We start from the raw sequence: 12,943 nt of genomic DNA, 5'->3' as shown, positions 1-12,943 counted from the left end.
AATGCTTGAGCTCAAGAACCTAAAGCTGTCCTACGGAAAGACGCAGGTCCTCAATGGCGTTGATCTCGTTGTCAATCGCGGGGACGTGGTTTCGATCATCGGCCCCAGCGGTACCGGCAAGACCACGCTCCTGAAGTGCATCAATTATCTGGCAAAGCCGGCATCCGGCACAATCGCCTTCGATCAAATCCGCATGGACTATGAAAAACCGGATAAAAACGCGATCCAGGCGATCCGGCTTCGCACGGCCATGGTTTTTCAGCAGTTCAATGTCTTCAAGAACATGACGGTCATCCAGAATGTGATGGACCCGCTCATAGTTGTACAGCGAAAGTCAAAAGACGAAGCTCATGCCATTGCGCTGCAAGAGCTTGACCGTGTGGGCCTGTCCGACAAGATCGACAGCTATCCATCCCAGCTTTCAGGCGGGCAACTTCAGCGTACCGGCATTGCGCGCGCGCTCGCCGTCAAGCCGGATGTCATGCTGTTCGATGAGCCAACGTCGTCACTCGATCCTGAGCTTGTCGGCGAAGTTCTCAAGGTTATTCGTGACGTCACATCGTCTGGAATCACCTCGCTCCTTGTTACCCATGAAATGCAGTTCGCCAAGAATGTCTCGAACCGCATCGTGTTTATGGATCGCGGCGTCGTCGCATCTCAAGGTAGTCCGTCCGAAATTTTTGACGCGCCGTCAAATCCGCGTCTTACGCAATTTCTCAACTCTGAACACGCCTTTTAAAGAAAGGATACCCCGATATGTCTTCATTCCAATCAATCTCGCGTAGAGCCTTTGGCCTTGCCGTAGCTGGCGTCGCAATTGCCGTCGTTACCACTGGCGCAGCTCTTGCCCAGGATGTTCGTACGATAAAGATCGCCACCGCAGCGGAATCCAAGCCGCTGTCCTGGGGTGCAATCGGTGTCGAGCCGCAGGGTTACGAACCTGATGTGCTCAAGGCGATCAATGCCAAGCTGCCTCAATACAAGTTCGTCATGGAAGGCGCTGCAGATATTGCGCAAGAGACCGGCCTCGTCACCGGCAAGTACGATATCGCAACCGGCGGCTACTACCGGGCGCCCGCTCGCGAAAAGCAGTTCCTCATCCCTGAAAGCCCAATCGGCGCAAGCCTGATTAAGATCTACAGCCGTAAGGACAGCGGCATCAACGAGATGAAAGATCTGGTCGGCAAGAAGATCGTGCCCGTCACGGCTGGCGGCGGCATCTACAAGTTTGCCACGGCGTGGCAGGAAAAGAACCCCGACACCAAGATCGAGATCACTGCATCCAGTGCCGGCATCCCTTATCCTGACCGTCTGAAAGAAGTCGAGAACGGCAAGTATGATGCGCTCGTCCTGCCTTCCAATCTCGGTGAGCAGACTGTGATCGACCAGCAGAAGCTCAACATCAAGGCGAGCGAACCAATTGCGATCAACAGCACCTTTATCCTGATCCATCGCTCCGAAGAAAATCAGGCTCTCTCCGAAGGCATCGACAAGGCTTTGAAGGAACTCAAGGCGGACGGCACACTCGCCAAGCTGTCGCAGAAATGGTTTGGCGAAGACATCACCACCTACATGAAATAACGCCGCGCCTGACGGTCAAAGCCCAAACTGAAAGAAGGAGTGCAAGGTGGATCTTTCGATAATGGTTCCCGAGTTGTTGAAGGCATTGCCGCTGACGCTCGCGATAACATTCACGGCCATGATCGTCGGCTTCTGCCTGGCGTTGATCGCAACGACGTTCCGGGTGCGCAGGATACCAGTGATCAGCCAACTGGCTGATCTTTACGTGTCCTATGCCCGGAGCGTCCCTGTGGTGCTCCAGTTGTTCGTGGCATTTTACGGGCTTCCTCTGGTGGTAGCCCTGTTCGAGGTTGAGGATTTTGTGTCACCGAACGTCGCTGCGATTGTCGGTCTCAGCCTCTATCATGGCGGTTATCTGTCAGAGGTCCTGCGTCCAGCCTACCTCGCCATTGACCGGGGCCAGCATGATGCAGCCGACAGTCTCGGCTACACATTTCTAAAGAAGCTTTTGCGCGTCGTCGGCCCGCAGGCTATCCACATCGCCCTGCCCGGCTACGGCAATGCCATCATCTATCTCATCCATAACGTGGCACTGGTCATGTATATCGGCGCGGCTGATGTGATGGCGACGGCGCATCTTGTTATGGAGCGGGATTACAACCAGTACCAGTTCGAAACCTACCTCGTGCTGGCGGTAATTTATTCGCTCTTATGCTTGGTGGCATGGCTGATTGTACGCTTTTTTGAAGCGCGAAACGCAAAGTTTACCTCCAACACCACGCCGGCCGCAGCCACACTGATGCCAAGCGTCTGATTGAAGAGAAGTTCATCACATGTTCGCTTCCGAAGTCCTCCTCCCCGATCTGTACGACATTCTCGGCGCTGTTCCCGTTACACTCGGCATGGCGCTGATCATCTTTATTTGCTCAACGATTATCGGCAGTTTGTTCGCGATGATCGAATACCGACGGATTCCCGTACTGCGTGAAATTGTGGTCGCCTATAAGGTCGCTTTCAAGGGTGTCCCAATGGTTATCGTGATCTTCCTCGCCTATTACGGGCTCCCGCCAGCCACGCGTTTCCTCGCTTCCCTTGTCGGGTTAGATTACAATGGCCATGCAACTCCAAACTGGGTGACGCTCATTGTCGCCTTGACCGCTTGTGTTGCAGCATTTCAGGCTGAGGTCGTGAAGGGTGCGCTGAATTCTTTTGACACTGGCCAAGCTGATGCGGCCTACTCGTTGGGCTACAAGAAGAGCCAGGTGTTTCGGCGTGTCATGCTTCCGCAAGTGATTGTTGCGGCCATCCCGGACCTTGCCAATTCAATCATGGTGATCATGAAGGCGCTATCCCTGGGGTTTGCAATCGAGGTTGTCGATATTTTTGCCCAATCACAATTGAGCGCCGCGCTGAATTTCTATTATCTGGAAGCGTTTCTCATCGCCGTCGTAGTTTACATGGTCATCGCCTATATCGTCACATATGCCGCAGACCGAATGGAACGTGCCCTTAGGGTTTGGGCGTAGCGACCAAAGATTACAAGTTTGAGGGTGTTGCGCTTTCGCGCATGCGCTGACGCTCTGCGACCACCAGCATGTCCAGAAATGCCTTGACCTTGGCGGGGCGAAACCGGGCGGCAGGAAATACGGCATGAATACCTCCTTGCGGCAATGACCATTCCGGGAAAAGTCGTACGAGTTTTCCAGCTTGCATATCGGCCTTGGCCAAGTAGTCGGGAAAAACCGAAACTCCAATTCCTGCCAGCGTGCAGGCATAGGCTGACGGTGTCTTGTCGGCCATCATGATGGCACGAATTTCAACGGTCAAAGCTTCCGTTTGTCCGCGTGAAAACGTCCAGCGAAAAGGGTTCTTCAAAGCCCCATTGGCGATCCATGGTAGGTTGCACGCCTCTGCTGGGGTTAAGTCAGCTGGAATGCGAGCGGCAACAGACGGTGTTGCGGCAAGTATCTGTTCAAACGTGCCGATCCGACGTGCCTGATGACTGGTATCGGTTAGCCATCCGACTCGAATCGATAAGTCGATTTGGTCAGCGATCAGATCGCTCACGCTGTCGTCGAAGATCACGTCGACCCGCATCTGCGGATATGCCTGCATATACGATGCAATCGTGGGTGCTACGACAGCCGTGCCATAGTCGAGCGGGGCCGTTAACGTCAGCGTTCCTGAAGGCTCCGTGCTACGAAGCGACAATTCCCCGTAGGCGGCTTCCGCCTCTCTTAAGATGAGTATGCAACGCTTATAGAACAGATTGCCCTCTTCGGTTGCATGTAGACGGCGTGTCGTACGCAAAAGCAGCGTTACGCCCAGTTCCTCCTCAAGGCGCGCGATTTGATGACTGACGACCGCCTTGGCGACGCCGAGACGATCAGCAGCCACTGTGAATGAGCCCGCTTCGATAACCGAAGTAAAGAAGATGAGCCGGTTCAGATTGAGAAGATCACGCATGTTTGTCTCATTAAATCGTACAGTCTGTATGATTGAGTGATATTTATTACCGCATCAAGGCGTGAAATAAAGCAGAAAGAGAAATCAGCCTCGGGAAACATCTCATGATCACGCGCCGCGAAACCTTTAAGCTCGCCGCTATTGCCGGCTTGGCGACAGTCCTGCCCCTCGCCTCCGCTCGCTCTAGCAGCAGTGCCCTTGCATGGACGTTTTTCCAGGCAAACGAAGCTGGATTCCGCCGCACGCCGGTGCTTTTGACCGGTGAGAAAGACGCAATTCTGATCGATGGTGGTTTCACTCTTTCCGACGGTAAAGCCGTCGCGGCCGCCATCAAGGCGACTGGCAAGAACCTGACTACGATCTATGTGAGCTGCAACGACCCGGATTATTATTTCAGCCTACGCCCGATTGTTGAAGCCTTTCCGAAGGCGGCGGTCATTGCCAAGCCGGTCACTGTCGCGGCGATCAAAGCCAATGTTGAGGCCAAGCTGGGTGTTTGGGGACCGCAATTAAAGAAAAACGGTCCGCAGACACTCGCAGACGTCGTGATTCCGGAAGCATCGAGCGCTGCCTCGCTTGACCTTGAGGGAAATACGATCGAGATCGTTGAAATCCCGGACATGCACGACCGTCGCTATCTATACGTTCCCGCACTCGAAGCGGTGTTCGGCGGCGTGCTGGTCGATTCCGGGAATCATGTCTGGATCGCAGATACAGCAACGACCGAACTGCGCGCGGCATGGGTCAAGGCGCTCGACGGAATCATCGCGCGCGCACCGAAAATCGTCGTTCCTGGACATCAGGTCGAAGGGGCCCCGCAAGGCATTGATGCCGTCATGTTTACGCGTGATTATCTTATTGCTTTTGACAAAGAGATGGCTCGCACGAAAAACAGCGCGGAACTTATCGCAGCCATGACCAAGCTTTACCCGAACCTCGCCGATGTCTCTTCGCTCGAACTCGGCGCGAAGGTGGCAAAGGGCGAGATGAAGTGGGGCTGAACGTCTATTATATTCATCCAATATTCATCTGAAAAAGCTCATTCTGGACGCCTCATTCAGGAGGAATAAGCATGAGGAAAATAGTATCTGGAGTTTTCGCAGGCGCTTTAAGCTTAGCAATGGGCGTCACCTCCATCATTCCGGCATCGGCGGCTCCATTTGTCCCTGCCCCGCTCGAAATCAAATCGAGTGTCGAGCAGGTTCAATACCGTCATGACAGGCGCTGGCGGGGCCATCGCGGTTATCGCCACTCCCGTCCAGGCTATCGCCGCCACAATGATGGCTGGTGGTATCCATTGGCTGCCTTTGGCGCGGGTGCGATCATTGGAGGTGCAATCGCCAATCAGCCTCGCCGGGTTGCCCCGGCCCGCGGCAGCGCCCATGTGGAGTGGTGCTATAACAAATATCGCTCGTACCGTTCATCGGACAATAGCTATCAGCCCTATGGCGGCCCGCGCGCCCAGTGTTATTCACCCTATAATTGATAGCGATGCGTGAGAGGCGGCTTTTCGAAGCCGCCTTTTCCTTTGTTTTCCTCTCGCAAATACCTCCCCGACGAGACCATTTGTTGAATATAGCCCCTGCCCGCCACATATGCGGATGACTGCCGGAAAATGACCAGAATCATATTGGCAGTGTGATTGATGAATTTAATCCCCAATCTGGAGACCGGTTTGACAGCGAAAAGAGCTTTGGTTCTGGTGAACCCCTATGCACGCCGTGGCAAGGCCGGCATTGTTCAAGTCCGGCAACTGCTCGATCAGGCTGACATTGATGTCATCGAAGATACGCCCAGCCGCGGCCAACCCCTTTCCGACCTTATTCACAAACATTCCGGAAACATTGATCTGGTGATTGTCGGAGGCGGTGATGGTTCGCTGAACGACTGCGCCAAGGCTTTGCTCGATACCGGTCTTCCGCTGGGTGTCCTACCGCTCGGTACCGCCAATGACTTTGCCCGGACAATTGGCATTCCTCTGGATATTCCCGCTGCCATCAACAGCATCGTCAAGGGCAAAACGACACTGGTCGATCTCGGCGACGCCAATGGATTTCCGTTTTTCAACGTTGCCAGCATTGGTTTCAGTGCAGATCTGGCTATGTCACTGACAGAAAAAGCCAAGAAATATTGGGGCAAGCTTGGTTATGGTCTGGTTGCAGCGCGGCTTCTGGCGGACTCTCGCCTTTTTACCGCAACTCTCGAACATGATGGGATAAGCGAAGAGCTGCGCACCTTACAGATCGCGGTAGGCAATGGCAGGCATTATGGTGGCGGCATGACTGTTCATGAGGATGCGACGGCGACCGATGGCCTGCTCGATTTTTACAGTCTTGAGGTTGATCACTGGTGGCGTTTGCTCACTCTGCTGCCAAGTCTGCGGAAAGGCACCCATGGTCAATGGGATGATGTGCGGGCCTTTTCCACTAAGGATCTGACGATTCGCACACGCAAACCACGTCGCGTTAATCTCGACGGTGAGTTGAAAACAGAAACGCCGGTTCGCTTTACCATCCGTGAAAAGGCAATCGCCGTTTTTGTGCCTTGAGCCGGCCGCACGCGAGTTAAGGCAGAACCAGCAATACCGGCAAATGGCCGGATGCGTGCAGCGCTTGCAGCAATAGTGCGAATGGTAAGGCTGCGAAATAGTGAAGCGAGTCGAGAAGACCGGTGGCTGCGGCTTCAGTTGAATAGCTGGGCAGTCTTCCGGGGTGCCAGTGGCGCAATCCGGGAATGAATCGCCGGACGTGCCGCCTGTAATATTCATATTCGGTACCGTGCAAGTTAGCCAGAAAGCGCTCTTCTCTGGCGATTTTCGATGAAAAGATCATCATTGCTGTGAGGCCCGCAGCAAAGCCATGACATATTTCCCCCGACCACTATGAACTACACAGTCAGATAGGGCTGTCAGATTGCGCTTGCATTACGCTGAAGCGATTGCGCCTATCAAAAAGCAATGTTATCCATGCGTCGAACATTGAGTATTTTACCAAGAAAGGAGGGCTGCACATGAACGGACCATTCCACCAGCATCGTCGGCGCGGCCCTGTCTACGCCCTGCAATCGCGTTTGCAGGGCTGACCGGAAATCTATTTCAACTTCATATCCTGGTCTGCCCTTCGTTGAGAGCAGCGCCCAACCTGAAATTCAGGCGCGCTGCCAATCGATAATCACCGAGTAATCGCGGGAATATCCCGCCATGGATTCGCATCAGAGATGCAGTATCTGCTCGGCAGACCAGAGAATGAACATGACTTTGATCAACGTCAGAAACCTCGGCATCACCCTTGGTGCGCCACTTTTCTCCAAACTTAATCTTTCCATCGCAAATGGCGACCGCCTGGGTATTGTCGCGGCCAACGGGCGGGGTAAATCCACCCTTTTACGCTGTCTTAACGGCGATCTCGAACCAACGACCGGCGATATCACCCGCACACGAGGTCTGCGGGTTGGGCATGTCGAGCAGGTCGTTCCGCACAAACTCATGGGCGTGGCTTTTTATGAGGCGGTGCGCCTTGCCCTGCCTGCTGACCAGATCGACAGTGAGAGTTGGCGGGTTGATATTGTACTGGACTCGCTCGATGTGCCCGAAGAGCTTCGCCAGCGTGCGCTATCGAAACTCAGCGGAGGCTGGCAAAGGCTGGCCATGCTTGCCCGCATTTGGGTGACAGAACCGGATGTTCTGTTGCTGGATGAGCCGACAAATCATCTTGATCTCTCCAAGATCAACCAGCTGGAGCGTTGGATCAATGATCTGCCGCGCGATGTGCCGCTTGTCATCTGCAGCCATGACCGCGCATTTCTCGATGCGACGACAAACCGGACGCTGTTTCTTCGACCTGAGAACTCGCAGATATTCTCGCTGCCTTATAGCCCTGCCCGCCAGGCTTTGGACGAGATTGATGCATCGGAAGCGCGGCGTTTCCAGCGCGATATGAAGGTCGCGCAGCAACTGCGCCAACAGGCTGCAAAACTCAACAACATCGCCATCAATTCGGGTAGCGATCTGTTGACAGTCAAGACCAAGCAACTCAAGCAAAGGGCGGAGCGGCTGGAGGATGCCGCCCGACCGGCGCATCAGGAACGCTCTTCCGGGGCAATCAAGCTTGCCAATAGCGGCACTCATGCAAAGGTTCTGGTAACGCTGGATGAGGCAGCCGTGTCAACGCCCGACGGTATGCTTCTGTTCAACTCAGGAAAACGCTGGATATGTCAGGGTGACCGTATCGTCCTTCTGGGCTTGAACGGCGCGGGAAAGTCACGGCTTGTCGATATGATCCGCAAGTCTATCATTGATCCGGCAACATCTCAGGTTGGGGTAAAGGCAACGCCTTCTCTGGTTCTTGGCTATGGCGATCAAGCATTGTCAGACCTCTCTGACAGCTCAACGCCGTTCAATACAATCAGCCGCCGGTTTGATATTGGCGATCAGCGGGTTCGCACGCTTCTTGCAGGTGCTGGCTTGGGAATCGATATCCAAAACAAGCCAAACAGCATTCTCTCGGGCGGACAAAAAGCCCGGCTTGGAATGCTGGTTCCGCGCCTGTCAAACCCCAACTTCTATCTTTTGGATGAGCCGACAAATCATCTGGATATTGACGGTCAGGAAGCATTGGAAAACGAATTGATGGCGCATGAGGCAAGCTGTCTGGTTGTTTCGCATGATCGCAGTTTCGTTCGGGCAATAGGCAATCGCTTCTGGCTTATCGAGAAGCGTCGCCTGATTGAGGTTGAAAGCCCGGAAGAATTTTTCGCGTCCTTTGCCAAGACCGCCTGATGACGCAAAAATGTTCCGGCAAAGCCCCCATTTCGCCGGAACATTTTAGTGGATGATTGTGGTAGCTTTTCCACGAGTCGCACACACCAGAACAGGTCTTTTCAAGGGAATATCAAATGACTGATCTATCGTCCTTCCCCATTACTAAAAAGTGGCCGGCACAACATCCTGATCGCTTGCAGCTTTATTCCTTTGCCACGCCCAATGGTGTGAAGGTTTCCATAGCCTTGGAAGAACTTGGCCTGGCCTATGAAGCCCACACGGTCAATATCGGTGCCAATGAGACATGGACGCCGGAGTTCCTGTCGCTAAACCCAAATGGCAAGATTCCGGCGATTATTGATCCGAACGGGCCTGGCGGCGAGCCACTAGCCTTGTTTGAATCAGGCGCGATCCTGCTTTACCTTGCCGAGAAGACCGGCAAATTGCTTCCCGCTGATCCTGCCAAGCGCTATGAAACCATCCAATGGGTATTCTTCCAGATGGCAGCCATCGGGCCAATGTTCGGTCAGGTCGGTTTTTTCTACAAGTTTGCCGGTCGTGAGTATGAAGACAAGCGGCCGCTTGAGCGCTACCGCGCTGAATCGCAACGTCTGCTTGGTGTTCTTGAAACGCGCCTCGAAGGGCGTGAATGGATTATGGGCGAAGAATACACAATCGCAGACATTTCGATGCTTGGTTGGGTGCGAAACCTTATCGGCTTTTATGGAGCTCGCGAAATCGTGCAGTTCGACGCGCTCAAGAATGTTCCAGCTTGGCTGGAGCGTGGCCTGGCTCGCCCCGCTGTGCAACGTGGTTTGGATATCCCCAAACGTCCAGCATGAAGCTCACAATCAGGCAGTGTTGAAACTGTTTGCATTGAGAAGCGTTATCCTACACCATAAATAATCTGAGGCCGGGGTCGTTATAATCCCGGTCCCGGCCCATCCCGAAAGGATTGGATACTTGGTAGTAGATGATTTTGATGAAGACGATGAAGATGCATGGGCTGTTCATAATTCCCAGGGTTGGTATCTTGCGATCTTCGGTATCGGTGTCGCCTTCGCAGCTTTGGTCGTCTATATTTGCTGAATTGCCGGTCGCAATTCAGCCCGCACTAATCCAGTGCTGCACGCGCATTTTCTAAAGCGCGCATTGCCGCAAATAGCACTTCCCTGTCGCGCTGATGAGCCTCAAATAACTCGACAAAGGCGGGGTTGCTGATTTCATGCGGCCGTGGTGCAGATTTTGCGCGCAAAAGGCTTTGATCGGCCGCAATTTTAGCAATGGAAACCTGATGTTTGGCCGCGTCGATGCGGGAAAGCGCCTGACGCATTTTGGTATTGATGGTCGTGCGTATTGCCTGCCCTGACAGCACAGATGCCAGAAGCTTTTCGCCGGCCACCGCCGGATTTTCATTTGGAACGACTCGTTCGTTCATCTTGGTTACGCTTTCTGTCCACGATTCAATTTTCCCTAATTATAGGCATTGTTCATGACAGCAGAACGATGGGCCGGTTAAATTCCATGACAAATGGGGTAGGCAATTCCTGTTTTTGTGCAAATTGTGGAATTCAGTTGCAGTTGCTGGACGAAGCCGGGCAAGAGCGCAAACTGATTTGACTGTGTAGACTTATTCAGTTGTAATCGCCGCCGATTGATACGCATGGACTGCAGGAGTGAAATATGGACCGCTATGAAACTTTCGCAACGTGGATATTTATTGTCTTCGGGGCGCTCATCATTGCTGGCCTGATGGCTTTCGCCATTTCCACCGGCGACAAGCCGGCATTTATCTTCGCGCTTGCTGCAGCCTGCAGTGCCTTTTTTCTCGGTTTCGCAGTTATTTTCGACCGGCCGCGGCTTTACGGGCTGATCTTGTTTGTTTCATTTGTAATGATTGCCGGTTCAGTGACCAATATTGTCACTTGAGACGCCAGGGCGGTGGGGCGGACAGCAGATCGCCCGAATCCTTCTGCTAACCGCCCTCAAACTGCAATTCTCCAGTGAATTTTTTCGCTGTTTGGTCGTTTAGTAAAAAATTTGTTCGATAATACAGGGTGCGGGGTAATCTCTATCGTTTCAATCGTGTATCAACTGTTGCATATTGCCTCCAACTCAATGTGAGATCTCGGCATGGCACTGATTGATGTTACCTCCTGCGAAACGTCACCTTTGAAAAGGCAGCAACTTATTCGCACGGATCGTCTCGGCGTTATTCTCATTTTCGCCGGTGCTGTGGTGTTCCATCTGGCGATACTCTTCAATCTTTTGCCATCGGTGTAAATTAACCAAATATCTTTTACCAAGGCCGGAACCAATTTTCGGCACATGCATTCTGCATGTACTGGTTCCCCCAAACCAGTTTTGGCTAGACCCCACAAGCCAATAGCCCAATCCTCATGCCCCTGAGGGTTGGGCATTTCTTTTTGGGCTGGAGCGCTCTGGCAGGCGCGGTTTTAACGGGCCAGTTTATACGGGACCTTGGAGGAGAAAGATGTCGCTCGAAAATGCCAGACAGGCAATTGAAGCTGCAATTCACAGTGGAGACTTCAAAAGTATGGGCGTGGCAGTATTTAAGGCCATCAATGCTTTGGAAGAAAGAATTAAAGCGTTAGAAGAAGAAAATGAACGGCTAAAGGCGCAATTGAAATAATACGTGCTCAAGCTGATTGTTGAATCTACTGACGATTGTGCTAGACTATATGTAAGTTGAGTGTAGCGGTGTCTTGAGCCTGAGCCGCACTGAAACGATGCGCGATATATTTATCCAGAGTCCAGTTTGTTAGAGCCGAATCAAGCCTCAACTTGCAAAACCCTTGACCGATTGGCCAGGGGTTTTGTTTGACTGCTTTATATTTGCGATGAATTCATTACGCCGCGAGAATTGACTGAATATCGTTGATCGAATGGTTGGTCAGCGTTTTTGGAATTTCGCTTACGATTTTGTCTGAAACTTCCTTATGAAATTCCTGACGCATCTGGCCGAGCACGACGGGCGGTGCGATAATTATAAGCCGCTCGAAGTCTCCTTTGTGAGCGAAACCGTAAAGTTCGTCGGCGACTTCCTTTGCAAACCGTTTTTTTGAAATTGCATGCCAGTCTGTCTCTTCAGTGGCGCTCCTATGTGCGCTTGGTCCATCGGAAAAGCGGCCCGGTTTATCTGTCCCCTGCTCGCGCGTTGCCGGATTAGACTGGTTCATTTCATGGATTGTATGTAATTCGACATTGTTTACCTCGCGCTCGTTGCGGAGAAATAAAGCCTTCTCACCGTCTGCCACTATAACCCACGTGTGACGGTTCAGCATGACGTCCACCATTTTACGCTCCACCTTTCCTGTTTCGGTCTTGGATAAATTTCATTAGGAGTTTCCTTCCATGTGAGGTTGGCTGTGGGCGCCGCTTTGAAATAAGCGGATAAAAACTAACGTCTCGAATCTTGAGATGTTCCAGATTTTTTAGACAGATTGATTGCGCCGAGAGCGTAGTGGAGGACCGAATGAAAATGGTTTTACGCGTTGTTGCAGCCTTGCTGATCATCGCTGGTTGCATATGGACGTTGCAAGGACTGAGTCTGATTGGCGGCAGCTTCATGGTCGGGCAGACGCGTTGGTTGGTCATTGGCCTATGCACGATGATCATGGGTGCGCTTTTGTTGATTTTCCTCCGCCGACAATAAGCCCTTGTCTGGATTTAAGCCACCTCACCTGTTAGAAAACAAAGAGTTAGAACCGCGACTCTGTTGCGGCTAAAAATTCCGGGGAGAGAAAAATGACGGCATGGACCATTATCGTTGAGTTTGAAACGAACGAGGGCAAGGAAGAGGAGTTCCTGACGCGCATTCGCGAACATGCCAGAAAGACGCTTGAAGAAGAGCCCGGTTGTCTGCGTTTTGAGGTTATCAAGCCGGTCCAACGTGACGGAACGCCCATACCCAACAAGGTAATGGTCAATGAGCTTTATGCAAATGAAGCGGCTGTGACCGCCCACGAATCCAATCCTCGGATGCCCAAAGTGCGCGAGGCGAACAAGCCTTTGTTGAAGTCGAGCAGGCTTATTTATGCGCAAGCTGTAGATGGAAAAGTCGCAGCCGAAGGTTTGCGGCCGCAAGAACTCAATGCCAGCAATGATGATTGATTTCGATCATCTGCAACGAAAGTATCATGGTGCAAGTTGCACGTTATGTGTCATGCTTATTTC

The 12,943-nt window shown here is 52.6% G+C and carries 19 protein-coding genes; 15 read left to right on the top strand and 4 right to left on the bottom strand.

Annotation, left to right across the window (positions count from 1 at the left end; genetic code table 11):
* The first annotated feature begins 1 nt into the window (after position 1).
* Genes ACTJI9_RS15350 through ACTJI9_RS15335 form a run of 4 tightly spaced genes read left to right on the top strand, consistent with a single transcriptional unit; the run spans position 2 to position 3,047 of the window.
* On the top strand, positions 2–739 hold the full coding sequence (locus ACTJI9_RS15350; RefSeq protein ID WP_115053083.1) for an ATP-binding cassette domain-containing protein: 738 nt from the start codon (positions 2–4) through the stop codon (positions 737–739).
* Positions 740–756: 17 nt separating this feature from the next.
* On the top strand, positions 757–1,581 hold the full coding sequence (locus ACTJI9_RS15345) for an amino acid ABC transporter substrate-binding protein (protein WP_440809094.1): 825 nt from the start codon (positions 757–759) through the stop codon (positions 1,579–1,581).
* A gap of 46 nt (positions 1,582–1,627) precedes the next feature.
* Positions 1,628–2,335: an amino acid ABC transporter permease gene (locus tag ACTJI9_RS15340; protein ID WP_307284984.1), complete on the top strand. Its 708-nt coding sequence runs from the start codon at positions 1,628–1,630 to the stop codon at positions 2,333–2,335.
* A 19-nt stretch (positions 2,336–2,354) separates the two neighbouring features.
* Positions 2,355–3,047 carry an amino acid ABC transporter permease gene (locus ACTJI9_RS15335; RefSeq protein WP_440809091.1) on the top strand — a complete coding sequence of 231 codons (693 nt, stop codon included), beginning with the start codon at positions 2,355–2,357 and terminating at the stop codon, positions 3,045–3,047.
* Positions 3,048–3,057: 10 nt separating this feature from the next.
* Here the strand turns inward: ACTJI9_RS15335 and ACTJI9_RS15330 are convergent, their stop codons facing one another.
* Complete coding sequence (locus ACTJI9_RS15330) at positions 3,058–3,987, bottom strand: LysR substrate-binding domain-containing protein (RefSeq protein WP_440809088.1); 930 nt, start codon at positions 3,985–3,987, stop codon at positions 3,058–3,060.
* A 104-nt stretch (positions 3,988–4,091) separates the two neighbouring features.
* On the opposite strand from ACTJI9_RS15330, the gene ACTJI9_RS15325 reads away from it, so the two are divergent.
* From ACTJI9_RS15325 to ACTJI9_RS15315, 3 genes are all read left to right on the top strand, one after another.
* Complete coding sequence (locus tag ACTJI9_RS15325) at positions 4,092–4,988, top strand: MBL fold metallo-hydrolase (protein WP_440809087.1); 897 nt, start codon at positions 4,092–4,094, stop codon at positions 4,986–4,988.
* A gap of 71 nt (positions 4,989–5,059) precedes the next feature.
* On the top strand, positions 5,060–5,473 hold the full coding sequence (locus ACTJI9_RS15320; RefSeq protein WP_440809085.1) for a BA14K family protein: 414 nt from the start codon (positions 5,060–5,062) through the stop codon (positions 5,471–5,473).
* A 189-nt stretch (positions 5,474–5,662) separates the two neighbouring features.
* Complete coding sequence (locus ACTJI9_RS15315; protein ID WP_115053308.1) at positions 5,663–6,535, top strand: lipid kinase; 873 nt, start codon at positions 5,663–5,665, stop codon at positions 6,533–6,535.
* Positions 6,536–6,551: 16 nt separating this feature from the next.
* Here ACTJI9_RS15315 and ACTJI9_RS15310 read toward each other — a convergent pair whose 3' ends face one another.
* Complete coding sequence (locus ACTJI9_RS15310; RefSeq protein WP_337354760.1) at positions 6,552–6,821, bottom strand: hypothetical protein; 270 nt, start codon at positions 6,819–6,821, stop codon at positions 6,552–6,554.
* A 416-nt stretch (positions 6,822–7,237) separates the two neighbouring features.
* Here ACTJI9_RS15310 and ACTJI9_RS15305 point away from each other — a divergent pair, with 416 nt between their 5' ends.
* The 3 genes from ACTJI9_RS15305 (at position 7,238) to ACTJI9_RS15295 (ending at position 9,835) form a co-directional block, all read left to right on the top strand.
* Positions 7,238–8,764 (top strand): ABC-F family ATP-binding cassette domain-containing protein, encoded by a 1,527-nt coding sequence (locus ACTJI9_RS15305; RefSeq protein ID WP_440809082.1) that lies wholly within the window; start codon positions 7,238–7,240, stop codon positions 8,762–8,764.
* Between the two features lie 116 nt (positions 8,765–8,880).
* Complete coding sequence (locus ACTJI9_RS15300) at positions 8,881–9,588, top strand: glutathione S-transferase N-terminal domain-containing protein (protein WP_115053091.1); 708 nt, start codon at positions 8,881–8,883, stop codon at positions 9,586–9,588.
* Between the two features lie 121 nt (positions 9,589–9,709).
* A complete protein-coding gene (locus tag ACTJI9_RS15295; protein ID WP_307284959.1) occupies positions 9,710–9,835 on the top strand; it encodes a hypothetical protein in 126 nt (41 codons plus the stop codon).
* A gap of 25 nt (positions 9,836–9,860) precedes the next feature.
* On the opposite strand, the gene ACTJI9_RS15290 is transcribed toward ACTJI9_RS15295, so the two are convergent.
* A complete protein-coding gene (locus tag ACTJI9_RS15290; RefSeq protein WP_115053092.1) occupies positions 9,861–10,184 on the bottom strand; it encodes a hypothetical protein in 324 nt (107 codons plus the stop codon).
* Between the two features lie 245 nt (positions 10,185–10,429).
* Between ACTJI9_RS15290 and ACTJI9_RS15285 the strand changes: the two genes are divergently transcribed.
* The 3 genes from ACTJI9_RS15285 to ACTJI9_RS15275 all read left to right on the top strand — a co-directional run bounded on the left by ACTJI9_RS15285 (position 10,430) and on the right by ACTJI9_RS15275 (position 11,399).
* Entirely contained in the window at positions 10,430–10,675 is a 246-nt protein-coding gene (locus ACTJI9_RS15285) for a hypothetical protein (RefSeq protein ID WP_115053093.1), read from the top strand.
* Between the two features lie 204 nt (positions 10,676–10,879).
* On the top strand, positions 10,880–11,029 hold the full coding sequence (locus tag ACTJI9_RS15280; RefSeq protein ID WP_162802492.1) for a hypothetical protein: 150 nt from the start codon (positions 10,880–10,882) through the stop codon (positions 11,027–11,029).
* Positions 11,030–11,240: 211 nt separating this feature from the next.
* Entirely contained in the window at positions 11,241–11,399 is a 159-nt protein-coding gene (locus tag ACTJI9_RS15275; RefSeq protein ID WP_162802493.1) for a DUF5320 domain-containing protein, read from the top strand.
* A 217-nt stretch (positions 11,400–11,616) separates the two neighbouring features.
* Here ACTJI9_RS15275 and ACTJI9_RS15270 read toward each other — a convergent pair whose 3' ends face one another.
* Complete coding sequence (locus ACTJI9_RS15270; RefSeq protein WP_336440116.1) at positions 11,617–12,063, bottom strand: host attachment family protein; 447 nt, start codon at positions 12,061–12,063, stop codon at positions 11,617–11,619.
* 179 nt (positions 12,064–12,242) lie between these two features.
* Between ACTJI9_RS15270 and ACTJI9_RS15265 the strand changes: the two genes are divergently transcribed.
* Both ACTJI9_RS15265 and ACTJI9_RS15260 read left to right on the top strand, forming a co-directional pair.
* The gene (locus tag ACTJI9_RS15265) at positions 12,243–12,422 is read left to right on the top strand and encodes a hypothetical protein (protein ID WP_115053095.1); all 180 of its coding nucleotides are present in this window, start codon (positions 12,243–12,245) and stop codon (positions 12,420–12,422) included.
* 92 nt (positions 12,423–12,514) lie between these two features.
* On the top strand, positions 12,515–12,880 hold the full coding sequence (locus ACTJI9_RS15260; RefSeq protein WP_115053096.1) for a putative quinol monooxygenase: 366 nt from the start codon (positions 12,515–12,517) through the stop codon (positions 12,878–12,880).
* Positions 12,881–12,943: the final 63 nt, after the last annotated feature.

This window comes from Phyllobacterium sp. 22552, assembly GCF_052044585.1.
Lineage (GTDB): Bacteria > Pseudomonadota > Alphaproteobacteria > Rhizobiales > Rhizobiaceae > Phyllobacterium > Phyllobacterium ifriqiyense.
The sequence above is the reverse complement of the archived record's forward strand: the minus strand, read 5'-3'. Positions and strand labels throughout refer to the sequence as shown.

Bases quoted from the DNA above. Each gene is read 5' to 3' on its own strand.
- ACTJI9_RS15350 (WP_115053083.1), top strand. From the start codon at position 2: ATGCTTGAGCTCAAGAACCTAAAGCTGTCCTACGGAAAGACGCAGGTC.
- ACTJI9_RS15345 (WP_440809094.1), top strand. From the start codon at position 757: ATGTCTTCATTCCAATCAATCTCGCGTAGAGCCTTTGGCCTTGCCGTA.
- ACTJI9_RS15335 (WP_440809091.1), top strand. From the start codon at position 2,355: ATGTTCGCTTCCGAAGTCCTCCTCCCCGATCTGTACGACATTCTCGGC.
- ACTJI9_RS15330 (WP_440809088.1), bottom strand. From the start codon at position 3,987: ATGCGTGATCTTCTCAATCTGAACCGGCTCATCTTCTTTACTTCGGTT.
- ACTJI9_RS15325 (WP_440809087.1), top strand. From the start codon at position 4,092: ATGATCACGCGCCGCGAAACCTTTAAGCTCGCCGCTATTGCCGGCTTG.
- ACTJI9_RS15320 (WP_440809085.1), top strand. From the start codon at position 5,060: ATGAGGAAAATAGTATCTGGAGTTTTCGCAGGCGCTTTAAGCTTAGCA.
- ACTJI9_RS15310 (WP_337354760.1), bottom strand. From the start codon at position 6,821: ATGATGATCTTTTCATCGAAAATCGCCAGAGAAGAGCGCTTTCTGGCT.
- ACTJI9_RS15305 (WP_440809082.1), top strand. From the start codon at position 7,238: ATGACTTTGATCAACGTCAGAAACCTCGGCATCACCCTTGGTGCGCCA.
- ACTJI9_RS15300 (WP_115053091.1), top strand. From the start codon at position 8,881: ATGACTGATCTATCGTCCTTCCCCATTACTAAAAAGTGGCCGGCACAA.
- ACTJI9_RS15290 (WP_115053092.1), bottom strand. From the start codon at position 10,184: ATGAACGAACGAGTCGTTCCAAATGAAAATCCGGCGGTGGCCGGCGAA.
- ACTJI9_RS15285 (WP_115053093.1), top strand. From the start codon at position 10,430: ATGGACCGCTATGAAACTTTCGCAACGTGGATATTTATTGTCTTCGGG.
- ACTJI9_RS15280 (WP_162802492.1), top strand. From the start codon at position 10,880: ATGGCACTGATTGATGTTACCTCCTGCGAAACGTCACCTTTGAAAAGG.
- ACTJI9_RS15275 (WP_162802493.1), top strand. From the start codon at position 11,241: ATGTCGCTCGAAAATGCCAGACAGGCAATTGAAGCTGCAATTCACAGT.
- ACTJI9_RS15270 (WP_336440116.1), bottom strand. From the start codon at position 12,063: ATGGTGGACGTCATGCTGAACCGTCACACGTGGGTTATAGTGGCAGAC.
- ACTJI9_RS15265 (WP_115053095.1), top strand. From the start codon at position 12,243: ATGAAAATGGTTTTACGCGTTGTTGCAGCCTTGCTGATCATCGCTGGT.
- ACTJI9_RS15260 (WP_115053096.1), top strand. From the start codon at position 12,515: ATGACGGCATGGACCATTATCGTTGAGTTTGAAACGAACGAGGGCAAG.